Genomic DNA, 21732 nt, shown 5'->3' with positions numbered 1-21732 from the left:
CTATGGGTGATCGGCACGATTATGTCGCCCTGGAGTGGGTCAAAGGCGAAATCGCGGAAACGCTGAAGCAGGCGCGGCAGGCTCTCGAGGCGTTCGTCGAGAACCCGCAGGATTCGACGCGCATGCGCTTCTGCCTGACCTATGTGCACCAGGTCCACGGCACTTTGCAGATGGTCGAGTTCTACGGCGCGGCGCTGCTCGCCGAGGAAATGGAACGCCTGGCCCAGGCCCTGCTGGACGGTCAGGTGGGCAACCAGGGCGAGGCCCTGGAAGTGCTGATGCAGGCGATCCTGCAACTGCCGGCCTATCTGGAGCGGGTGCAGAGCGCGCGCCGCGACCTGCCGCTGGTGGTGCTGCCGCTGCTCAACGACCTGCGCGCCGCGCGCGGCGAGAAGCTGCTCTCGGAAACCAGCCTGTTCTCCCCGGACATGTCCGCCACGCTGCCGCAACTGTCCATCGAGGCGCTGGCGCAACTGCGCACCGCCGAGCTGCCGGCGCTGCTGCGCAAGCTGCGGCAGATGTTGCAGATGGCCCTGGTCGGCGTGATCCGCAACCATGACCTGCCCACCAACCTGGGCTACATGGCACGGGTCTTCGCCCGCCTCGAACTGCTCTGCCAGGACGCACCGCTCGGCCCGCTGTGGCGGATCGCCTCGGGTATCGTCGAAGGCATGGCCAACGGCAGCGTGGTCAACGGCACTTCGGTGCGCACCCTGCTGCGGCAGATCGACAAGGAGCTCAAGCGCCTGCTCGAACAGGGCGCCGACGGCATCAACCAGGCCGCGCCGGACGAGTTGATCAAGAACCTGCTGTTCTACGTCGCCAAGGCCCCGGCGCAGTCGCCGCGCATCCGCGCCCTCAAGGAGCAATACCGCCTCGACGAAGCACTGCCGGCCACCGAGATCGTCGACGAAGAACGCGCCCGCCTGGCTGGCCCGGACCGCGACGCCATGCGTTCGGTGGTGACCGCGCTGTGCGAGGAACTGGTGCGCATCAAGGACAACCTCGACCTGTTCGTGCGCAGCGACCGCCGCAACGTCACCGAACTGGACGGCCTGCTGGCACCGCTCAAGCAGATCGCCGACACCCTGGCGGTGCTTGGTTTCGGCCAGCCGCGCAAGGTCATCCTCGACCAGATCGACGCGGTCCACGGCCTGTCCCTCGGCCAGCGCGAGCCCAGCGATGCGCTGCTGATGGACATTGCCGGCGCGCTGCTCTACGTCGAGGCGACCCTGGCCGGCATGGTCGGTCCGGCCGACGACGGCGGCAGCGAGGAAAGCCACCTGCCGACCACCGACGTGGCGCAGATCCACCAACTGGTGATCAAGGAAGCGCGCACCGGTCTCGAGCAGGCCAAGGACGCGATCATCGAGTTCATCGCCTCGCAGTGGAACCACGAGCACCTGGCCCGCGTGCCGGAGCTGCTCACCCAGGTGCGTGGCGGCCTGGCGATGATCCCCCTGGCGCGCGCCGCCGAACTGCTCAACGCCTGCAACCGCTACATCCAGGAACAACTGCTGGCACGCAAGGCCGTGCCCAACTGGCAGAGTCTCGACACCCTGGCCGACGCCATCACCAGCGTCGAGTACTACCTCGAGCGCCTGAACGAAGACCACGCCAGCCAGGGCGACCTGATCCTCGACGTGGCCGAGGAGAGCCTTGCCAGCCTGGGCTACTCGCTGAAGGAAAAGCCTTCGATCCTCGATCTCCCGAGCGATGCCCCGGCCGTGGAGCCGTCGCCGCTGGACGATCCGCTGGACGACATCGAAGTGCTGGCCGCCGAGCCGGAGCCCGATGTCGTCGAGGAAGCACCGGTCGCCGTCGAGTCGGATGACTTCATGGTCGATCTCGAAGAGCTGCCGCCGTTCGATGCCGAGGCGCCCGGCGAAGCCGGCCTGCCGCTGGTGGAGTCGCTGGACGACGGTTGGCAGCCTGTCGACGGCGGCAGCCTGGAAACCTTGCAGAGCGAACCGGGCCCAGCCGAAGCGCCGCTCGAACTGGACTGGGAACTGCAGGACGCGACGCCGGGCGAGCCGCTCGACGAACTGCGCTGGGCCTCGCTCGAACCCTCGCCCGAAGCGGATGCCGGCCTGCAACTGGAAGAGCTCCAGCCAGAGCCGGCGCAGCCTGCCAATGATGAGAGCGAATTCGAGCTGGAATGGGATCTGGACGCCGAACTGGTTGCCGAGCCGCAGGACGAGCAGGGTGGCGAGTCCCGGTTGGAGGCTTTCGAGCCCGCGCTGGAGTCGATCGATCTGGAGCTCACCGAGCTGAACCTGGACGCCGCCGCGCCTGCCTGGGACGACGTCGACCTGGAGGCGCTGGAGCTGCCCGAGGTCGAACTGCCGAGCGCGCCGGTCGAACCCGCGCCCGCCGAGCCTGAAGCCCGGCCGATGTCGATGGCCGAGGTGATGGCCGCGCCGGTGCAGGCGATCAACCCGCCGGCCCAGGACGTACCGCCCAGCCTGTTGCCGCCGCCTGCGGACGAAGAGCCGATCGACGAAGAACTGCTGGAAGTGTTCATCGAGGAAGTCGGCGAAGTGCTCGATACCCTCGGCGAATACCTGCCGCGCTGGCAGGCGCAGCGCGACGACCGCGAAGCGCTGACCGAAGTGCGGCGCGCCTTCCACACCCTCAAGGGCAGCGGCCGCATGGTCCGCGCGCTGATCATCGGCGAACTGGCCTGGTCGGTGGAGAACCTCCTCAACCGTGTGCTGGACAACAGCATCCCGGCCAGCGATGCGGTGGTCGACCTGGTCGGCGAAGTGGTCGCGCTGATGCCCGAGCTGCGCGACGAGTTCGCTGCCAAGGCCCAGCGCCAGCGCGATGACGTCGACCAACTGGCCGCCAGCGCCTACGCCCTGGCCAAGGGGCAACCACGCCCAAAACCTGACGCCCCGGCCGCCGAGCCGGCGACCGACGCAGTGGCCGAACTGCCGGTTGCCGAGGCCGAGGAGGGCCAGGACGAGGCGCTCGACCCGCAGTTGCTAGAGATTTTCCGCAACGAGGCGGAAACCCACCTCGACACCCTGGCCGCGTTCCTCGCCGATTGCGCCCGGGAGTTGCCGCAGCCGGTCACCGACGACCTGCAGCGCGCCCTGCACACTCTCAAGGGCAGCGCCTACATGGCCGGCATCCTGCCGGTGGCGGAAATCGCCGCGCCGCTGGAAAGGCTGGTCAAGGAGTTCAAGGCCAACCTGCTGCGCGTCGATCTCGCCGAGGCCGAACTGCTCGGACGGGCCGAACAACTGTTCCGCCTGGGGCTGGACCAGTTGGAAAGCCATCCGCTGGCGCCGATTCCCGGCGCTGCCGAACTGCTCGAACGCATCCAGAACCTGCATCAGGAGCGTCTGGACGCCGCCGAGGCGAGGCGCAAGGACGAGCAGGGCGACAGCCGTGACCCGCAACTGATCAGCATCTTCCTCGCCGAAGGCATGGACATCCTGCTGGATGCCGAGGACCTGCTGCGCCGTTGGCACCAGCACCCGGCCGAGCGCCAGGAGCTCAGCGCGCTGCTCGACGAACTGACCACCCTCGGCCGTGGCGCGATGATGGCCGAGCTGCCGCAGATCGACGAGCTGTGCGAGGCGCTGCTGGACCTCTACGGCTCCGTCGAGGAAGGCCGCCTGCCGGTCAGCGAGCGCTTCTTCAACGAAGCCGAGAAGGCCCATGAGGCGCTGATCGGGATGATGGACCAGGTCGCCGCCGGCCTGCAGGTCAGTGGCCAGCCCGAACGGGTCGCCGCCCTGCGCGCGCTGCTCGACGAGGCCCTCGACCCGGATACCCTGGCACTGCTGACCCTGGACCCCGACGGCGGCGTGCAGGTCCGCGAGCTGGACAGCGCCATCGCCGAGCTGGAACTGGCGGCTCCGGAGCGCGAAACCGCGACGGATGGCGAAGCCTCCCATGGCGTCCGTGAGCCGGTGGAGAATGCCGCCACGACGGGCCTGGATGATTCGCTCGACGAGGAAATGGTGGCGATCTTCCTCGAAGAGGCGGTAGACATCCTGGAAAGCGCCGGGCAGGCACTGGAGCGTTGGCTGCACGAGCCGGACAACCACTCGGCACTGTCTTCCCTGCAACGCGACCTGCACACCCTCAAGGGTGGTGCGCGGATGGCCGAGATCCGCCCGATCGGCGACCTTGCCCACGAACTGGAATCCCTCTACGAGGGGCTGGTCGACCGCCGCTACAGCCATTCGCCGGCCCTCGCCGCCCTGTTGCAGCAGAGCCACGACCGCCTGGCGGTGCTGCTCGAACAATTGCAGAACGGCCGCCCACTGGGCGATCCGGACGACCTGCTGCAAGCCATGCGCAGTTTTCGCCAGGGCGGTGGACAAGGCTTGCCAGCCGCCGAACCAGCGCCACATCCTGAAGCCGAAGCCGAAGCCGAAGCCGAAGCCGAAGCCGAAGCCGAAGCCGAAGCCGGATTCGAGGAGATCGAAGCCATCGAGCCGGCGCCCGCGCCGCTGGTCGAGGAACTGCCGGAGGTTTTCGAGGCCCCCGAGGTGATCGAGATCGGCGCCGAGGCCTTGCCCGAGCCCGATCCGGTCGTCGAACCTGCGTTCGAGCCGGCCGAGGAAACTCCGCAGGAGCCCGAGGCGGCAGAGTCGATCGAGCCGATAGCACCGGTCGAGCCGCCCGTAGCCGCCGTGCCGGTCGCTGCGGCGCCGCTGGACGATGAGCGCGATCCCGAACTGGTGGAAATCTTCCTCGAAGAAGGTTTCGACATCATCGACAGCTCCGGTGCCGCCTTGCAGCGCTGGATGGCCAACAGCGACAACACCCTCGAAGTAGAGTCTCTGCAACGCGACCTGCACACCCTCAAGGGTGGCGCGCGGATGGCCGAAATCCGCGAAATCGGCGACCTCGCCCACGAGCTGGAATTCCTCTACGAAGACCTCGGCAACGGCCGCCTGCGCGCCAGCGCCAGCCTTTTCGAGCTGCTGCTGGCCTGCCACGACCGCCTGGCGGCGATGCTCGATGCCCTGCGCGGCCAGCGTCCGCTGCCGGAAGGCGACAGCCTGATCGCCGCTATCCGTCGTTTCCGCTCCAACCCGGACGAACAACTGAGCATCCCGGCCAGCGTGCCGCTCAAGGCCGTCGAGCCGGTGGAGGACGAGGCGGAAGCCGACATCCTCGACATCTTCCTCGAGGAAGCCGACGACCTGCTGGAGGAGATGGAAGGCGCCATCGGCCGCTGGGAGCAGAAGCGCGACGACGCCCGCCCCGTCGAGGACCTGCTGCGTGTCCTGCACACCCTCAAGGGCGGTGCGCGGCTGGCCGGGCAGAAGCGCCTCGGCGACCTGACCCACGACCTCGAGCAGCACCTGAGCGATGCCCAGCAGCAAGGCGCGCCCTGGCCGGAAAGCCTGTTCCTCGACGTGCAATCCGGTTTCGAGGGCCTGCACAAGGAGCTGGGCGGATTGCGCCAGCGCCTCCAGGACAGCCTGCCGGTCGAGACAGTGGAGCCCGAGCCGGCGGCAGAGATACCGGTCGAGGAGCAACCGCTGCCGAACCTGGACACGCCGCAACCGGCCGTCCCGATCGTCGCCGCCAGTATGGCGCCGCAGCAGGTCAGCGAGACCAGGGTGCTGCCCTTCGTGCGCCGCGCCCAGGAGGCCGCCCAGGAGGCGGCTGCCCGACGCGCCCCGCAGGAACTGGTCAAGGTGCCGGCGGAACTGCTCGAAGGGCTGGTCAACCTGGCCGGCGAGACCTCGATCTTCCGTGGCCGGGTCGAACAGCAGGTCAGCGACTTCGGCTTCACCCTGAGCGAGATGGAAGCGACCATCGACCGGGTGCGCGACCAGTTGCGCCGCCTCGACACCGAGACCCAGGCGCAGATCCTCAGCCGCTACCAGGCCGAGGCCGAGCGTGCCGGCTACGAGGACTTCGACCCGCTGGAGATGGACCGCTACTCGCAATTGCAGCAGCTCTCCCGCGCGCTGTTCGAGTCGGCCTCCGACTTGCTCGACCTCAAGGAAACCCTGGCCGCGCGCAACCGCGACGCCGAGACCCTGCTGCTGCAACAGGCGCGGGTCAACACCGAGTTGCAGGAAGGCCTGATGCGCACCCGCATGGTGCCGTTCGACCGCCTGGTCCCGCGTCTGCGGCGGATCGTCCGTCAGGTCGCCAGCGAACTCGGCAAGCAGGTGGAGTTCCAGGTCGGCAACGCCGACGGCGAGATGGACCGTACCGTGCTGGAACGCATCGTCGCGCCGCTCGAACACATGCTGCGCAACGCCGTCGACCACGGCATCGAGCCGCTCGAAGCGCGCCGCGCCGCGGGCAAGCCTGAGCACGGCAACATCCGCCTGGACCTCGGCCGCGAGGGCGGCGACATCGTCCTCACCCTGGTCGACGACGGCGCCGGCATCAAGCTCGACGCGGTGCGCCGCAAGGCCATCGAGCGCGGCATGATGGATACCGATTCCGACCTCACCGACCACGAGGTCCTGCAGTTCATCCTCGAACCGGGCTTCTCCACCGCCGAGAAGGTCACGCAGATTTCCGGGCGCGGCGTCGGCATGGACGTGGTGCATTCCGAGGTCAAGCAGCTCGGCGGCTCGATGAGCATCGACTCGCAACCCGGCGAGGGCACCCGCTTCACCATCCGCCTGCCGTTCACCGTGTCGGTCAACCGCGCGCTGATGGTGCTCTCCGGCGAGGACCTCTACGCCATCCCGCTGAACACTATCGAGGGTATCGTGCGGGTCTCGCCCTACGAGCTGGAGGCCTACTACCAGCCGGGCGCGCCGCGCTTCGAATACGCCGGGCAGAGCTACGAACTGCGCTACCTGGGCGACCTGCTGAACAACGGCCAGCAGCCCAAGCTGGTCGGCCAGAGCCTGCCGCTGCCGGTGATCCTGGTGCGCTCCAGCGAGCACGCCGTGGCGGTGCAGGTGGATGCCCTGGCCGGTTCGCGGGAGATCGTGGTGAAGAGCCTCGGCGCGCAGTTCGCCGGGGTGCACGGGATTTCCGGCGCGACCATCCTCGGCGATGGCCGGGTGGTGGTGATTCTCGACCTGCTGGCAACCATCCGCGTGATCCACGCCCACCAGCTCAACCTGGCGCAGCCGCGTCGCGCCAACCTGCTGGAGCAGCCGGTGGAGGTGGATGTCGACCGTCCGCCGCTGGTCATGGTGGTGGACGATTCGGTCACCGTGCGCAAGGTCACCAGCCGCCTGCTCGAACGCAACGGCATGAACGTGCTGACCGCCAAGGACGGGGTCGACGCTATCTCCCAACTGCAAGAGCAGAAACCCGACATCATGCTGCTCGACATCGAGATGCCGCGCATGGACGGCTTCGAAGTGGCCACGCTGGTGCGCCACGACGAGCGCCTCAAGGACCTGCCGATCATCATGATCACCTCGCGGACCGGCGAGAAGCACCGTGAGCGGGCGATGAACATCGGCGTCAACGAGTACCTGGGCAAGCCGTATCAGGAATCCCAGTTGCTCGAAAGCATCGTGCAACTGGTGGGGCGCCACCCGGATAGACGCCCATGATGGAGAAGACGACGGGACGCATAGCGGTACTCGCCGATACCTCGTTGCAGCGCCATGTGCTACAGCAGGCGCTGGCCGGCAATGGCTACGAGGTGGTGCTGAACAGCGATCCGGCGCGCCTCGACGACGAGGCGCTGGATGCCTGCGCCGCCGACCTGTGGCTGGTCGACCTGGCACAGTCCGAGGATTCCCCGCTGGTCGACCGCCTGCTGGAGCGCGCCGCCGTGCCGGTGCTGTTCGGCGAGGGCCATGCGCCGGAGCGTCATTCCGAACATTACCCGCGCTGGGAACGGCGCCTGGTCGGCAAGCTCAAGCGGCTGGTCGGCGATCCCTCGCAGGCGGTCGGGCCGAGCCTCGAGGCATTGCTCGCCGAGGCGCAGCGTCCGAATCGCCTGGAGCTGCCCAAGGCGCTCGCCGACACGCCGCTACAGGCCGGCGAACCGGCTCGCCAGGTGTGGCTGTTGGCCGCCTCGCTGGGCGGTCCGGCGGCGGTCAAGGCGTTTCTCGACGCGCTGCCCGGCGGCCTGCCGATCGGCTTCCTGTATGCCCAGCACATCGACGCCAGCTTCGAGGCGGCCTTGCCCCAGGCCGTCGGCCGGCACAGCCAGTGGCACGTCAACCCGGCGCGCCAGGGCGATCCGGTGCGCTGCGGCGAAGTGGTCGTGGTGCCGATCCAGCGCGAGCTGGCGTTCGCCGACGACGGCGGCATGCAGTTGAACGATCGCGGCTGGCCGGAACCCTACAGCCCGTCCATCGACCAGATGATGCTCAACCTGGCCCAGCACTTCGGCGCCCAGTGCGGGGTAGTCGTCTTCAGCGGCATGGGCAGCGACGGCAGCGCCGCGGCCGCCTACCTGCGCCGCCAGGGCGGGGAGATATGGACCCAGCGCGCCGATAGCTGCGCCTGCCCGAGCATGCCGGACAGCCTGCGCGAGGGCGGCTACAGCGCCTTCAGCGGCGACCCGCGCGAACTGGCCGAGGCCCTGGTCAATCACCTGGCCGGGCAATGCGCCTGAGCCGATACCTGTTAGCGGAGTTCCCATGAGCCAAGCCGTCGCCACCCAGAACAGCGCCTCCAGCCTCACCGGGCTGCTCCTGCCGCTGGCCGACCGCACCCTGCTGCTGCCCAACGTGGCGGTGGCCGAGATGATCGCCTACCGCGCCCCGCAGGTGACGCCGGGCATGCCGTCCTGGTTCCTCGGCCAGGTCGCCTGGCGCGACCTGGTGCTGCCGCTGTTGTCCTTCGAGGCCGCTTCCGGTGGCGAGGCGCAGGTTCGTCCCGGTGCGCGGGTGGCGGTACTCAACGCCCTTGGCGGGCGGCCGCAGGTCAAGTTCATCGCCCTGCTGGTGCAGGGCATCCCGCGTTCGCTGAAGGTGGACGAACAGTTGCCGCGCGCCGACGTGCCCCTGGCGCCTCTCGAACTGGAAGCGGTCAAGCTCGGCGACACGCTGGCGAAGATCCCCGACCTGCTCGGTCTCGAACAGAAGCTGGCCGACGCGGGCCTGATCTGATCCCGTGGCCGAACTGCGCCACGCCCGCCTCGGTGTCCTCGAACTGGCCAGCGCCGCCGGACCGGGACACCGCTTCGACAAGCACAGCCACGACGAATTCGTGATCAGCGCCAACCTGCGCGGCGACGAGCAGGTCTGGCTGGATGGCCGCACCTTCGAAGCCGGCGCCGGGGCGATCACCACCTACAACCCGGGACAGATCCAGGGCGGCGGCGTGGCCGGGGACCGTCCCTGGCACTTCGTCAGCCTCTACGTCACGCCCGACCGGTTGGCCGACAGCCTCGGCCTCGACACCCTGGAGTTCGCCCGCCCGCTACGTCACCTGCCGGCGCTGGCCGAGGCCCTGGCCGGCGCGGTGCAGGCGGGATTGCAGACCGACCCGTTCCAGCGCGAGCGCGCCGAGGAGCGCCTGACCCTGTTGCTCGGCGAGGTGGCCCGTGCCGCCGGCGTGCGCCTGCCGGGCTGCGCGGATGCGGGGCGAGGACCGGTGCAGCGCTTGCAGGAATGGCTGGCCGCCGACCTGCAGGAAACCCCGGACCTGGACGCCATGGCGACGCATGTGGGGCTGTCGAAATTCCACCTGCTGCGCAGCTTCCAGCAGCAGGTCGGACTCAGTCCGCGACAGTGGGCGATGCAGTTGCGCACCCGCCGCGCCCAGGCGTTGTTGCGCGCCGGGCGGCCGGCCACCGACGTCGCCCATGTTCTCGGCTTCGCCGACCAGAGCCACCTGAGCCGGTATTTCCGCGCGGCCTACGGGATTTCGCCGGGACGTTTCCAGCGCGCGCTGCGTGGCTGACGAGCCATTCGACCGCAATCCTGTTCAAGCCCGCTTCGCCCGATACGACGACACTGGTGCGGTTCCCATGCCGGAGTCGTTTGCCATGCTTGCCGTGTTCTTCGCCGCCCTGTCGTTCGGTTTCGTGTTCTGCCTGTCGCCCGGCGCGGTGCTGGCCGAAACGCTGCGCCGTGGGCTCAAGGGGGGCTTCCGGCCGGCGCTGCTGGTGCAGTTCGGCTCACTGATCGGCGATGCGTTGTGGGCGTTGATCGGACTCACCGGCCTGGCCCTGCTGCTCAGTCATGACAGCCTGCGCGTGCCGCTGACCCTGGCCTGCGCCGCCTACCTGGCCTGGCTGGGCATACAGAGTCTGGGCGACGCCTGGCGCCCGGCGGTGGCTGCCGAAGACGTTCCGGAGCAGGCGCGCGGAGCTTTCCTGTCTGGCGCCGCGCTGTCGCTGTCCAACCCGAAGAACCTGGTGTACTGGGGCGCACTGGGCAGCGCCCTGGCAGGCATCGTCGATGGCGTGCCCACGCAGTCCCAGGCGCTGGTGTTCTTCGCCGGCTTCATGCTCGCCTCGCTGCTCAGTTGCTTCCTGTGCGCCGGCCTGGTGGATTGGCTGCGCCGCAGTGCTTCGCCGCGTTGGCACCGGGTCAGCCATGGGTTGTGTGGGGTGGTGCTGATGGTTCTGGCGGGGTTGGCGTTGCGGGGGATTTAAGCGGCAAGCCTCAAGCCTCAAACCGCAGTAGGAGTGCCCTTCTTGCCGCTTGTGGCTTGCGGCTTGCCGCTCAAAAATCCCCCCACAACTGCTGCGCCACGCTGAGCGCCACCACTGGCGCGGTCTCGGTGCGCAGGACGCGGGGGCCGAGGCGGGCGGCGTGGAAGCTGGCGGCCTTGGCCTGTTCCACTTCAGCGTCGGACAGACCGCCCTCGGGACCGATCAGGAAGGCCAGGCTCCGGGGCTGGGCATGGCTTTCCAGCGGCTCGGCCACCGGGTGCAGGACCAGTTTCAGATCGGCCTCCACCTGCGCCAGCCAATCGTCCAGCGTCACCGGCGCGTGGATGACCGGCAGCACCGAGCGCCCGCACTGCTCGCAGGCGCTGATCGCTACCTGGCGCCAGTGGGCCAGGCGCTTGTCGGCGCGCTCGTCCTTCAGGCGTACCTCGCAGCGCTCGCTGACGATCGGGGTGATTTCCGTAGCGCCCAGTTCGGTGGCCTTCTGGATCGCCCAGTCCATCCGCTCGCCGCGCGACAGGCCCTGGCCGAGATGGATGTGCAGCGCCGATTCGGCGAGCCCGTCGAACTGCTCGCGCAGCTCGACGCGTACGGCCTTCTTGCCGACCTCGACCAGCTCACCGAGGAATTCCCGGCCGCTACCGTCGAACAACTGCACCGCATCGCCGACGCCATGCCTGAGCACGCGGCCAATGTAGTGGGCCTGGGCTTCGGGCAGGTCGTGCTGGCCGAGGGAGAGGGGAGCATCGATGAAAAAGCGGGAGAGACGCATAAGGGCAGCTACAAGCGGCAAGTTGAAAGCTGCAAGCTTAAAGCACTGGGCTTTGGGCACGCAGCTTTTGCTTGTGGCTTGTCGCCTGCAGCTTGTCGCTGCCTTTAGCCCGGATCCCGAAACCCCGGATAGAGATCGGCATCCACCGCCACGCTAACCGACTCTCGGGTAGCGATATCGATGCCTTGCGTGGCCACTTCGGCGAGGAAGTCGATCTGTTCCGGGGTGATCACGTAGGGCGGCAGGAAGTACACCACGTTGCCCAGCGGGCGCAGCAGCGCGCCGCGTTCCAGGGCGTGCTGGTAGACCCGCAGGCCACGGCGTTCCTGCCAGGGGTAGGGCTCTTTGCTGTCCTTGTCGCGGACCATCTCGATGGCCAGGGCCATGCCGGTCTGGCGCACTTCGGCGACATGCGGATGGTCCCTGAGGTGTTCGGTGGCGCTGGCCATGCGTGCCGCCAGCGCCTTGTTCGCCTCGATGACATTGTCCTGCTCGAAGATGTCCAGGGTCGCCAGGGCGGCGGCGCAGGCCAGTGGGTTGCCGGTGTAGGTGTGCGAGTGCAGGAAGGCGCGCAGGGTTGCGTAGTCGTCATAGAACGCCGCGTACACCGTGTCGGTGGTGAGCACGGCCGCCATCGGCAGGTAGCCGCCGGTGAGCGCCTTGGAGAGCACCAGGAAGTCCGGGGTGATGCCGGCCTGCTCGCAGGCGAACAGCGTCCCGGTGCGGCCGAAGCCGACGGCGATCTCGTCGTGGATCAGATGCACGCCGTAGCGGTCGCAGGCCTCGCGCAGCAACTGGAGGTAGACCGGGTGGTACATGCGCATGCCGCCGGCGCCCTGGATCAGCGGCTCGACGATCACCGCGGCGACCTCCCGGTGGTGCTCGGCCAGGCACTGCTCCATGTGCGCGAACATCGCCCGCGAGTGCTCTTCCCAACTGGCGCCCTCGGGGCGCAGGTAGCAGTCCGGGCTGGGCACCTTGAGGGTATCCAGCAGCAGCGCCTTGTAGGTGTCGGTGAACAGCGCCACGTCGCCCACCGACATCGCCGCCACGGTCTCGCCGTGGTAGCTGTTGGTCAGGGTGACGAAGCGCTTCTTGCCCGGCTGGCCGCTGTTGATCCAGTAGTGGTGGCTCATCTTCAGCGCCACCTCGATGCCCGAGGAGCCGTTGTCGGCGTAGAACACCCGGGACAGGCCCTCCGGCGTGATGGCGGCCAGGCGCTCGGACAGCTCGATCACCGGCGGATGGGTGAAGCCGGCCAGCATCACGTGTTCGAGCTGGTCGAGCTGGGCCTTGATGCGATCGCCGATGCGTGGATTGGCGTGGCCGAACACGTTGACCCACCAGGAACTGACCGCGTCGAGGTAGCGCTTGCCGTCGAAATCCTCCAGCCACACGCCGGAAGCCGAGCGGATCGGAACCAGCGGCAGGCGCTCGTGGTCCTTCATCTGCGTGCAGGGATGCCAGAGCACCGCGAGGTCGCGTTGCATCCACTGATCGTTCAGGCCCATGGCAATTCTCCTGGAAACATGCGGGCGGCAGGGCGCCCGGAAAACGGTTGCGCAAGCCTATGCAAAGGACGCCCGCGCGACAACCGCGATGGGTCGCTGACCGGGAAGGACGATCGTTCGTGGTGTCGGCCGTCGCTGCGGGGCGGACATATCGTATTTCCCGATATTTCGTAGCAGGATTTTCAGCTTTATCCCGATAAATTTGGCGCTAGTCTATCCGTTCGTTCCTTGGGAGCTCTTTTTCATGCAATGGCGCAATTCATCGGCCCGCTACGGCCTAGTCAGCATCCTGATGCACTGGAGCGTGGCCGTGGTGGTTTTCGGTCTGTTCGGTCTCGGTATCTGGATGGTTGGCCTGGATTACTACAGCAGTTGGTACCGAACCGCCCCGACGCTGCACAAGGAGATCGGCCTGGCACTGTTCGCGGTCATGCTGCTGCGCCTGTTGTGGCGCTTCCTCAGCCCGCCGCCGCCATTGCTCGACAGCTACGGACCGATGACCCGCCTGGGCGCCAGGCTGGGCCACGGCGTGCTCTACCTCGGTCTGTTCGCGGTGGTCGTTTCCGGCTACCTGATTTCCACCGCCGATGGCCGGGGAATCGATTTCTTCGGACTGTTCGAGGTGCCGGCGCTGATCACCGGCATTCCCAACCAGGAGGACATCGCCGGCCTGTTGCACGAATACCTCGCCTGGGGGCTGGTGATCTTCTCCGGATTGCATGCCCTGGCGGCCCTGAAGCACCACTTCATCGACCGCGACGTGACCCTGAGCCGCATGCTCGGACGCGCGCGCTGATCCTTCTCAACCAACCCGCAATCCGACAAGGAAAGACGACCCATGCTGAAGAAAACCCTCGCCACCCTCGTTCTTGGTGGAACCCTGCTGGGCGCCGGTCACGCGCTGGCCGCCGACTACGCCATCGACAAGGAAGGCCAGCACGCCTTCATCAACTTCAAGATCAGCCACCTGGGCTATAGCTGGCTGTACGGCACCTTCAAGGACTTCGACGGCAGCTTCAGCTTCGACGCGGCCAAGCCCGAGGAGAGCAAGGTCAAGGTGACCATCAACACCGCCAGCGTCGACTCCAACCACGCCGAGCGTGACAAGCACCTGCGCAGTGGCGACTTCCTCAACGTGGGCAAGAACCCGACCGCGACCTTCGAGTCCACCTCGGTCAAGTCCACCGGTGAAGGCACCGCCGATATCACCGGCAACCTGACCCTCAACGGCGTGACCAAGCCGGTGGTGATCGCCGCCAAGTTCATCGGCGAAGGCAAGGACCCGTGGGGCGGCTACCGCGCCGGCTTCGAAGGCTCCACCAAGCTCAAGCTGAAGGACTTCGCCATCGAGAAGGACCTCGGCCCGGCTTCCCAGGAAGTCGAGCTGATCCTGTCGGTGGAAGGCGTGCGCCAGTAAGGCGCTCTCTGCGATCGATTGCGCGCGGGCCATATAGCGTTACGCAGGGCTCCAGCCCGCGAGATCGCACAGGAAGCTCGAAGGTCCGAGGACACCGTCATCCCCGCGCACGCGGGGATCCAGCAAATTGGGTTCCCGCGTGCGCGGGAACGACAGAGGGAAACTTCGCAGCTTGAAAACAAGAACGCCGGCTTCGTGCCGGCGTTCTTGTTTTTCAGCGGCGCATATCGGCCTATTCAGCTTCGGCGCGATTGCGCGTCAGCAGGGCCGGCTTCTCGCCGCCACGGTTGTTGCGGCTTTCCAGTTGTTCGAGCTGCTCGGGCGTCAGCGAGCGGTCGATACGCGATTCCTTGCGCATGATCACCGGCTGGCGCGCCGGCTTCGGCGCCGCCGAGCCTTCCGGACGCAACGGTGCGTCGCTCATCAGGCTCTTGTACTCCGGACGGCGTCCGCCGCGCTTGCCGCCACCGCCATTACCGCGCGGTTGACCGCTGCCCTGGCCTTGGCCCTGACGCCGGCCCTGGCCGCCGCCGCTGCTGCCCTTGCCTGGCTGGCCCTGGCCGCGCTTGCCGGCACCCTGGGCCTGACCTTGGCCCTGGCGCGGCTGACCGCCGGCGCGCTGGCCGGAGCCCTGGCGCTTGTCGCCTTTCTGGTAGGGGCTGACGTAGTCGGCGCGGTTGCCGAAGTTGTCGATCTCGTCGTCGAGGAACTCCTCGGGATCGCGATTCGGCGGCAGCGGCGGTTGGCCTGGGGCTGCCGCCTGGGACTGGGCTTGCTCGGGCTTGCCCTTGCTGCGGCGCTTGTTGCGGCCCTTGTCCTTGCCTTTGTCCTTGCGGCCGCCCTGGTGGTCGTCGCTCTTGCCTTCGGCCTTCTTCTGCTGCGGCTTCTGCTGGCCGCGCGGCTGGCGTGGCTCGCGCACTTCGGGCTTCTCGGCCTCGATGGTGCTGGCGTCGAAGCCGAGCAGGTCGCCGTCGGGGATCTTCTGCTTGGTCATCCGCTCGATGCTCTTCAGCAGTTTTTCCTCGTCCGGCGCCACCAGCGAGATCGCTTCGCCGCTGCGTCCGGCGCGGCCGGTACGGCCGATGCGGTGGACGTAGTCTTCCTCGACGTTGGGCAGTTCGAAGTTGACCACGTGGGGCAACTGGTCGATGTCCAGGCCACGGGCGGCGATGTCGGTGGCCACCAGGATGCGCACGGCGTTGGCCTTGAAGTCGGCCAGCGCCTTGGTGCGGGCGTTCTGGCTCTTGTTGCCGTGGATCGCCACGGCCGGCAGGCCGCGCTTGTCGAGGTATTCGGCCAGGCGGTTGGCGCCGTGCTTGGTGCGGGTGAACACCAGCACCTGTTCCCAGGCGCCGGCGGTGATCAGGTGGGCGAGCAGGGCGCGCTTGTGCCCGGAGGGGATGCGGAACACGCGTTGTTCGATGCGCTCCACCGTGGTGTTCGGCGGGGTCACTTCGATGCGCTCGGGGTCGCGCAGCAGCCTGCTGGCCAGGTCGACGATGTCCTTGGAGAAGGTCGCCGAGAACAGCAGGTTCTGGCGCTGGGCCGGCAACAGGGCCAGCACTTTCTTCACGTCGTGGATGAAGCCCATGTCGAGCATGCGGTCGGCTTCGTCGAGGACCAGGGTCTCCACGTGGGAGAGGTCGACGGCGCCCTGGCCGGCGAGGTCGAGCAGGCGGCCGGGGCAGGCGACCAGCAGGTCGAGGCCCTTGGCCAGTGCCTGCACCTGCGGGTTCAGGCCGACGCCGCCGAAGATGCAGGCGCTGGCCAGCGGCAGGTCGCGGGCGTAGATCTTGAAGCTGTCGTGCACCTGGGCAGCCAGCTCGCGAGTCGGGGTCAGCACCAGTACGCGGGCCTGGCGTGGGCGGCGCTGGTGGGTCTTGTCCGGATGGCCGTTGGGGAACAGGCGCTCGAGGACGGGCAGGGCGAAGCCTGCGGTTTTACCAGTACCCGTCTGGGCGGCGACCATCAGGTCGCGGCCTTGCAACACGGCGGGAATGGCCCGCTGTTGCACCGGAGTGGGTTCGGCATAGCCGGCCGCCGCTACGGCGGTGGCCAAAGCCTCGGAGAGACCGAGGGAGGCAAAGGACATGAGTCATCCTGTCTAGTTAGGGCGTAGCCCGGGGATATGGGCCTGGCCTGAAACACACTCGGGAACCGTTCGCGATGCACGGCGATCTCGCCTTGTGCGGCGATCATGAACAGGTTCAGGGGCGTGGTCCCGTCCGGTCCTGCGGGGCCTCTGCGGGCCAGGCATCCGGACGTAAGCCAGGCGGGGAAGCCGGAGTATAACAAAAGCGCGGGGTTGTGCGTTTTTTCGACGACCCAACGGCAAAAAACGTGATCCGGGGCTGCCAGGGGCCGTTCCCGCTTCGTCACCGCCGTGACGAAGCGGGAACCCTGCGCCGTTTCGCGACGAAGCGCCCCTGCGGGTTCAGGCCCGCAGCCGGTAGCACGGCTCGTAGGCGCTGCCGCCCGGCAGCTTCATGCGGTGCTGGCTGACGAATGCCCGCAGCAACTCGTCCAGTGGCTGCATGACGGCCTTGTCGCCGGCGATCTCGTAGGGGCCGTGTTCCTCGATCAGGCGGATGCCGTTTTCCTTGACGTTGCCGGCGACGATGCCGGAGAACGCCCGGCGCAGGTTGGCGGCCAGTTCGTGCAGCGGCAGGTCGCGGCCCAGCCGCAGGCTGGCCATGTTGGCGTGGGTCGGCTCGAACGGGCGCTGGAAGCCTTCGTCGATCTTCATCATCCAGTTGAAGTGGAAGGCATCGTTGTGTTCCCGGCGGAATCGGGTGACCGCCTTGATGCCCTTGGCCATTTCCCGGGCCACTTCGGATGGGTCGTTGAGGATCATGGTATAGCGCCGTTGCGCCTCCTCGCCCAGCGTCGCGCCGATGAAGGCGTGCAGTTGCTGGAGGTATTGCCCGGCGCTCTTCGGTCCGGTGAGGACCACCGGGAACGGCAGGTCGCGGTTGTCCGGGTGGGTGAGGATGCCGAGCAGGTAGAGGAATTCCTCGGCGGTGCCGGCGCCGCCGGGGAAGACGATGATGCCGTGGCCCACGCGCACGAAGGCTTCCAGGCGTTTCTCGATGTCCGGCAGGATCACCAGTTCGTTGACGATCGGGTTGGGCGCCTCGGCGGCGATGATGCCCGGCTCGGTCAGGCCCAGGTAGCGGCCATGGTGGATGCGCTGCTTGGCGTGGCTGATGGTGGCGCCCTTCATCGGGCCCTTCATCACGCCGGGGCCGCAGCCGGTGCAGATGTCCAGCCCGCGCAGGCCCAGTTCGTGGCCGACCTTCTTGGTGTACTTGTACTCGTCGGTGCTGATCGAGTGGCCGCCCCAGCACACCACCATCTTCGGTTCGAGGCCGCTGCGCAGGGTGCGGGCGTTGCGCAGCAGGTGGAAGACGTAGTCGGTGATGCCTTCGGAGCTGTCCAGGTCGACGCGCTTGTTCTCCAGCTCGCTCTGCGTGTAGACGATGTCGCGCAGGGCGCTGAACAGCATTTCCCGGGTGCTGGCGATCATTTCGCCATCGACGAAGGCGTCGGCCGGGGCGTTCAGCAGTTCCAGGCGGATGCCGCGGTCCTGCTGGTGAATGCGCACTTCGAAGTCCGGATAGGCTTCGAGGATGGTCTTGGCGTTGTCGCTGTGCGAACCGGTGTTGAGAATCGCCAGGGCGCATTGGCGGAACAGCCGGTAGACGCTGCCGGAGCCGGTTTCGCGCAGTTGCTGCACTTCACGCTGGGAGAGGGTTTCCAGGCTGCCCTTGGGGCTGACCGAGGCGTTGGTTTTCGGGCGTGGGATCATCTATGGCGCTCCATCGGGACTGCCTGGAGCGGGCCCGGGAGGCGGGCACCGATCGAGGGGAAGGCTGGGCTCGTCGGTCAGAGACAACGGCGGCCCGCCTTCGGTTGCATGCCGACGCCGTCAGCGTGGCAGTTTGAGGTTCTTCCAGATCGCCAGGCTGGGGTCGGCCTGGTTCAGGGTATAGAAGTGTAGCCCTGGCGCACCGCCCTGGAGCAGGCGTTCGCACATCTCGGTGACCACCTGTTCGCCGTAGGCCTGGATGCTCCTGGCGTCGTCGCCATAGGCTTCCAGTTGCTTGCGGATCCAGCGCGGCAGCTCGGCGCCGCAGGCATCGGAGAAGCGCGCCAGCTTGCTGTAGTTGGTGATCGGCATGATCCCCGGCACCACCGGGACGTCGACGCCCAGTTTCTGCACGCGGTCGACGAAGTAGAAGTAGCTGTCGGCGTTGAAGAAGTACTGGGTGATGGCGCTGTCGGCGCCGGCCTTGACCTTGCGCACGAAGTTGGCCAGGTCGTCCTCGAGATTGCGCGCCTGGGGGTGCATTTCCGGGTAGGCGGCGACTTCGATGTGGAAGCGGTCGCCGGTCTCGGCGCGGATGAACTCGACCAGGTCGCTGGCGTAGCGCAGCTCGCCGCTGGCCATGCCCATGCCGGACGGCAGGTCGCCGCGCAGGGCGACGATGCGCTGGATGCCGGCTTCCTGGTACTGGGTCAGCAGGGCGCGCAGTTCGGCCTTGCTGTCGCCGACGCAGGACAGGTGCGGCGCGGTCGACACCTTCACTTCGCTGTCGAGTTGGAGCACGGTGGCCACGGTGCGGTCGCGGGTCGAACCGCCGGCGCCGTAGGTGCAGGAGAAGAAATCGGGGTTGTAGGTGGCCAACTGACGGGCGGTGGCCAGCAGTTTTTCATGGCCGGCTTCGGTCTTCGCCGGGAAGAATTCGAAGCTGTAGCGGCGATCTTGAGACATGGAGAAGGTTCCCTTCTCAGCTACAAGCCGCAAGCTGCAAGCTGCAAGTCAGAGCCGGGCTCGCTTGCAGCTTGAGGCTTGCAGCTTGCGGCTGCTGTTATTAGTAGCGATAAGTATCCGGCTTGAACGGACCTTCGACGGTGACGCCAATGTACTCGGCCTGTTTCGGGGTCAACTGGGTGACCACGCCACCGAAGCCCTTGACCATTTCCAGGGCGACTTCCTCGTCGAGCTTCTTCGGCAGCACTTCGACGCTCAGGCGCTGGGCCTTCTCGGCGGCCGGCAGGTCGGCGAACTTGCGCTCGAACAGGTGGATCTGCGCCAGCACCTGGTTGGCGAAGGAGCCGTCCATGATCCGCGACGGGTGGCCGGTGGCGTTGCCCAGGTTCACCAGGCGGCCTTCGGCGAGCAGGATCAGGTAGTCGTCGTTGTGCGGATCGAAGCCGTCCTTGCCGGTGCGGTGGATCTTGTGCACCTGCGGCTTGACCTCTTCCCAGGCCCAGGTCTTGCGCATGAAGGCAGTGTCGATCTCGTTGTCGAAGTGGCCGATGTTGCAGACCACGGCGCGCTTCTTCAGCGCCTTGAGCATGCCGGCGTCGCAGACGTTGACGTTGCCGGTGGTGGTGACGATCAGGTCGATCCTGCCCAGCAGCGCGGCGTCGACGCTGGCTTCGCTGCCGTCGTTGATGCCGTTCTTGTACGGGGAAACCACTTCGAAGCCATCCATGCAGGCCTGCATGGCGCAGATCGGGTCGACTTCCGAGACCTTGACGATCATGCCTTCCTGGCGCAGCGACTGCGCCGAGCCCTTGCCCACGTCGCCGTAGCCGATCACCAGCGCCTGCTTGCCCGACAGCAGGTGGTCGGTGCCGCGCTTGATGGCGTCGTTGAGGCTGTGGCGGCAGCCGTACTTGTTGTCGTTCTTGCTCTTGGTCACCGAGTCGTTGACGTTGATCGCCGGGACTTTCAGGGTGCCGGCCTTGAGCATGTCGAGCAGGCGGTGCACGCCGGTGGTGGTCTCTTCGGTGATGCCGTGGATCTTCTCCAGCATCTGCGGGTATTTCTTGTGCAGGATCTCGGTCAGGTCACCGCCGTCGTCCAGCACCATGTTGGCGTCCCACGGCTGGCCGTCCTTGAGGATGGTCTGCTCGATGCACCATTCGTACTCCTGCTCGGTCTCGCCCTTCCAGGCGAACACCGGGATGCCGGCGGCGGCGATGGCGGCGGCGGCCTGGTCCTGGGTGGAGAAGATGTTGCAGGACGACCAGCGCACTTCGGCGCCCAAGGCGACCAGGGTCTCGATGAGCACCGCGGTCTGGATGGTCATGTGGATGCAGCCGAGGATCTTCGCGCCTTTCAGCGGCTGGCTGGCGGCGTACTTGCGGCGCAGGCCCATCAGTGCCGGCATTTCCGACTCGGCGATGATGACCTCGCGGCGGCCCCAGGCGGCCAGGGAAATGTCGGCGACCTTGTAGTCGGTGAAACCGGCAGGCGTCATGACAGCGCTCATGAAATGAGTTCTCCATTCGTTTATGTGCGAATGGGCGCCGTTGATGCGTTCTGGGTAACGCCCCATCCGAGCCTGACAGGTTTCCCCTGCTGCAGCGCCCCTCGGACGGGTGGCGGGCACGCCCGGGCGGAGCCGGACGCGTGAAGCCTGGCGATTATAGCCAGTCGCGCGGCGCAGCCCAAGCCTTGCGCGGCGCCTATCGGACCGATTGACATCCTTGCAGGGACAGCGCGCCGGCAGGCTGCGATGATGGCGGCCGAACCTGACCGGATAGACAGGAGTTGTCATGAATTTCCATACCCGCAAATGGGTCAAGCCAGAGGACCTCAACCCCAACGGCACGCTGTTCGGCGGCAGCCTGCTGAAGTGGATCGATGAGGAGGCGGCGATCTACGCCATCATCCAGCTCGGTAACCAGAAGGTGGTGACCAAGTTCATCTCCGAGATCAACTTCGTCAGCTCGGCGCGCCAGGGCGACATCATCGAGCTGGGCATCACCGCCACCGAGTTCGGCCGCACCTCGCTCGCCCTGACCTGCGAAGTGCGCAACAAGATCACCCGCAAGAGCATCCTGACCATCGACAGGCTGGTGTTCGTCAATCTCGGCGAGGATGGCCAGCCCAGGCCCCACGGCAAGACCGAGATCACCTATATCAAGGACCAGTTCAAGGACTGACCGGACGCTGGCGAATGGCGATCCGGCCAAGGCGCGCCGCTTGGTTTCCCGGCAGGCTGGAGCTTCCTAAACCTGACCCGGAGCTGCCATGACTGTCGCCTTCTGGTGTGTCCTGATCGCCATCATCCTGCCCTACGCCTGCGTCGCCATCGCCAAGTTCAGCGGCGGCGACTACGGGCCGAGCGCCAACCACGCGCCGCGCGAGTTCCTCGCCGGCCTCAGCGGCTGGCGCCAGCGCGCCCATCATGCCCAGCTCAACAGCTTCGAGATCGCTCCGGCGTTCGCCGCCGCGGTGATCATCGCCCATCTCGCCGGCGGCGCCAGCCAGGCGCTGATCGATTCGCTGGCGGTGGCGTTCATCATCAGTCGGCTGTTCTACATCGGCTGCTATATCGCCGACTGGGCGCCGGTGCGCTCGGTGGTGTGGTTCATGGGCGTGGGGTTGATCGTGGCGATGTTCGTGGTGGCGGCGTGAGGGGGATTTTGTAGGAGCCTGCTTGCTGGCGATCGTCGGGAGTGAAAGGGATCGCCAGCAAGC

15 protein-coding genes and 1 riboswitch are annotated in these 21732 nt (G+C 67.1%); of the genes, 9 read left to right on the top strand and 6 right to left on the bottom strand.

Going from position 1 to position 21732, the window contains the following annotated elements:
• Positions 1 to 2: 2 nt before the first annotated feature.
• The 5 genes from PSEWESI4_RS03540 to PSEWESI4_RS03520 all read left to right on the top strand — a co-directional run bounded on the left by PSEWESI4_RS03540 (position 3) and on the right by PSEWESI4_RS03520 (position 10516).
• Positions 3 to 7511: an Hpt domain-containing protein gene (locus tag PSEWESI4_RS03540; RefSeq protein ID WP_187669799.1), complete on the top strand. Its 7509-nt coding sequence runs from the start codon at positions 3 to 5 to the stop codon at positions 7509 to 7511.
• Positions 7508 to 8527 carry a chemotaxis protein CheB gene (locus PSEWESI4_RS03535; protein WP_187669798.1) on the top strand — a complete coding sequence of 340 codons (1020 nt, stop codon included), beginning with the start codon at positions 7508 to 7510 and terminating at the stop codon, positions 8525 to 8527. Before PSEWESI4_RS03540 ends, PSEWESI4_RS03535 begins: the two co-directional genes overlap by 4 nt.
• 25 nt (positions 8528 to 8552) lie before the next feature.
• On the top strand, positions 8553 to 9023 hold the full coding sequence (locus tag PSEWESI4_RS03530) for a chemotaxis protein CheW (protein WP_187669797.1): 471 nt from the start codon (positions 8553 to 8555) through the stop codon (positions 9021 to 9023).
• A gap of 4 nt (positions 9024 to 9027) precedes the next feature.
• Entirely contained in the window at positions 9028 to 9819 is a 792-nt protein-coding gene (locus PSEWESI4_RS03525) for an AraC family transcriptional regulator (RefSeq protein WP_187669796.1), read from the top strand.
• Positions 9820 to 9904: 85 nt separating this feature from the next.
• On the top strand, positions 9905 to 10516 hold the full coding sequence (locus PSEWESI4_RS03520) for a LysE family translocator (RefSeq protein WP_187669795.1): 612 nt from the start codon (positions 9905 to 9907) through the stop codon (positions 10514 to 10516).
• A gap of 70 nt (positions 10517 to 10586) precedes the next feature.
• Here PSEWESI4_RS03520 and PSEWESI4_RS03515 read toward each other — a convergent pair whose 3' ends face one another.
• Together PSEWESI4_RS03515 and PSEWESI4_RS03510 are read right to left on the bottom strand one after the other, a co-directional pair.
• Positions 10587 to 11306: a 16S rRNA (uracil(1498)-N(3))-methyltransferase gene (locus PSEWESI4_RS03515; RefSeq protein ID WP_187669794.1), complete on the bottom strand. Its 720-nt coding sequence runs from the start codon at positions 11304 to 11306 to the stop codon at positions 10587 to 10589.
• A 104-nt stretch (positions 11307 to 11410) separates the two neighbouring features.
• Positions 11411 to 12817: an adenosylmethionine--8-amino-7-oxononanoate transaminase gene (locus tag PSEWESI4_RS03510; RefSeq protein WP_187669793.1), complete on the bottom strand. Its 1407-nt coding sequence runs from the start codon at positions 12815 to 12817 to the stop codon at positions 11411 to 11413.
• A 244-nt stretch (positions 12818 to 13061) separates the two neighbouring features.
• Between PSEWESI4_RS03510 and PSEWESI4_RS03505 the strand changes: the two genes are divergently transcribed.
• Positions 13062 to 13613: a cytochrome b gene (locus PSEWESI4_RS03505; RefSeq protein ID WP_187669792.1), complete on the top strand. Its 552-nt coding sequence runs from the start codon at positions 13062 to 13064 to the stop codon at positions 13611 to 13613.
• Positions 13614 to 13655: 42 nt separating this feature from the next.
• Complete coding sequence (locus tag PSEWESI4_RS03500) at positions 13656 to 14234, top strand: YceI family protein (protein WP_187669791.1); 579 nt, start codon at positions 13656 to 13658, stop codon at positions 14232 to 14234.
• Between the two features lie 232 nt (positions 14235 to 14466).
• Here PSEWESI4_RS03500 and PSEWESI4_RS03495 read toward each other — a convergent pair whose 3' ends face one another.
• The 4 genes from PSEWESI4_RS03495 to ahcY form a co-directional block, all read right to left on the bottom strand.
• A complete protein-coding gene (locus tag PSEWESI4_RS03495) occupies positions 14467 to 16326 on the bottom strand; it encodes a DEAD/DEAH box helicase (protein WP_187669790.1) in 1860 nt (619 codons plus the stop codon).
• A 342-nt stretch (positions 16327 to 16668) separates the two neighbouring features.
• On the bottom strand, positions 16669 to 18042 hold the full coding sequence (gene ppnN / locus PSEWESI4_RS03490; protein WP_187669789.1) for a nucleotide 5'-monophosphate nucleosidase PpnN: 1374 nt from the start codon (positions 18040 to 18042) through the stop codon (positions 16669 to 16671).
• A gap of 120 nt (positions 18043 to 18162) precedes the next feature.
• Entirely contained in the window at positions 18163 to 19008 is an 846-nt protein-coding gene (gene metF / locus PSEWESI4_RS03485) for a methylenetetrahydrofolate reductase [NAD(P)H] (protein WP_187669788.1), read from the bottom strand.
• A gap of 100 nt (positions 19009 to 19108) precedes the next feature.
• Entirely contained in the window at positions 19109 to 20518 is a 1410-nt protein-coding gene (gene ahcY, locus PSEWESI4_RS03480; protein ID WP_187669787.1) for an adenosylhomocysteinase, read from the bottom strand.
• 25 nt (positions 20519 to 20543) lie between these two features.
• Positions 20544 to 20627, bottom strand: a riboswitch (S-adenosyl-L-homocysteine riboswitch).
• Between the two features lie 177 nt (positions 20628 to 20804).
• Here ahcY and PSEWESI4_RS03475 point away from each other — a divergent pair.
• Both PSEWESI4_RS03475 and PSEWESI4_RS03470 read left to right on the top strand, forming a co-directional pair.
• On the top strand, positions 20805 to 21194 hold the full coding sequence (locus tag PSEWESI4_RS03475; protein WP_187669786.1) for an acyl-CoA thioesterase: 390 nt from the start codon (positions 20805 to 20807) through the stop codon (positions 21192 to 21194).
• 88 nt (positions 21195 to 21282) lie between these two features.
• A complete protein-coding gene (locus tag PSEWESI4_RS03470) occupies positions 21283 to 21669 on the top strand; it encodes an MAPEG family protein (protein WP_187669785.1) in 387 nt (128 codons plus the stop codon).
• Positions 21670 to 21732 lie beyond the last annotated feature (63 nt).

Origin of the sequence: Zestomonas carbonaria (assembly GCF_904061905.1) — a bacterium.
In the GTDB taxonomy this organism is placed as follows: domain Bacteria; phylum Pseudomonadota; class Gammaproteobacteria; order Pseudomonadales; family Pseudomonadaceae; genus Aquipseudomonas; species Aquipseudomonas carbonaria.
The sequence above is the reverse complement of the archived record's forward strand: the minus strand, read 5'-3'. Positions and strand labels throughout refer to the sequence as shown.

Excerpts from the sequence above, each read along its gene's own strand:
- ahcY (WP_187669787.1), bottom strand. The coding sequence starts at position 20,518 with ATGAGCGCTGTCATGACGCCTGCCGGTTTCACCGACTACAAGGTCGCC.
- PSEWESI4_RS03520 (WP_187669795.1), top strand. The coding sequence starts at position 9,905 with ATGCTTGCCGTGTTCTTCGCCGCCCTGTCGTTCGGTTTCGTGTTCTGC.
- PSEWESI4_RS03505 (WP_187669792.1), top strand. The coding sequence starts at position 13,062 with ATGCAATGGCGCAATTCATCGGCCCGCTACGGCCTAGTCAGCATCCTG.
- PSEWESI4_RS03535 (WP_187669798.1), top strand. The coding sequence starts at position 7,508 with ATGATGGAGAAGACGACGGGACGCATAGCGGTACTCGCCGATACCTCG.
- PSEWESI4_RS03530 (WP_187669797.1), top strand. The coding sequence starts at position 8,553 with ATGAGCCAAGCCGTCGCCACCCAGAACAGCGCCTCCAGCCTCACCGGG.
- PSEWESI4_RS03475 (WP_187669786.1), top strand. The coding sequence starts at position 20,805 with ATGAATTTCCATACCCGCAAATGGGTCAAGCCAGAGGACCTCAACCCC.
- PSEWESI4_RS03500 (WP_187669791.1), top strand. The coding sequence starts at position 13,656 with ATGCTGAAGAAAACCCTCGCCACCCTCGTTCTTGGTGGAACCCTGCTG.
- metF (WP_187669788.1), bottom strand. The coding sequence starts at position 19,008 with ATGTCTCAAGATCGCCGCTACAGCTTCGAATTCTTCCCGGCGAAGACC.
- PSEWESI4_RS03510 (WP_187669793.1), bottom strand. The coding sequence starts at position 12,817 with ATGGGCCTGAACGATCAGTGGATGCAACGCGACCTCGCGGTGCTCTGG.
- PSEWESI4_RS03540 (WP_187669799.1), top strand. The coding sequence starts at position 3 with ATGGGTGATCGGCACGATTATGTCGCCCTGGAGTGGGTCAAAGGCGAA.
- PSEWESI4_RS03495 (WP_187669790.1), bottom strand. The coding sequence starts at position 16,326 with ATGTCCTTTGCCTCCCTCGGTCTCTCCGAGGCTTTGGCCACCGCCGTA.
- PSEWESI4_RS03470 (WP_187669785.1), top strand. The coding sequence starts at position 21,283 with ATGACTGTCGCCTTCTGGTGTGTCCTGATCGCCATCATCCTGCCCTAC.
- ppnN (WP_187669789.1), bottom strand. The coding sequence starts at position 18,042 with ATGATCCCACGCCCGAAAACCAACGCCTCGGTCAGCCCCAAGGGCAGC.
- PSEWESI4_RS03515 (WP_187669794.1), bottom strand. The coding sequence starts at position 11,306 with ATGCGTCTCTCCCGCTTTTTCATCGATGCTCCCCTCTCCCTCGGCCAG.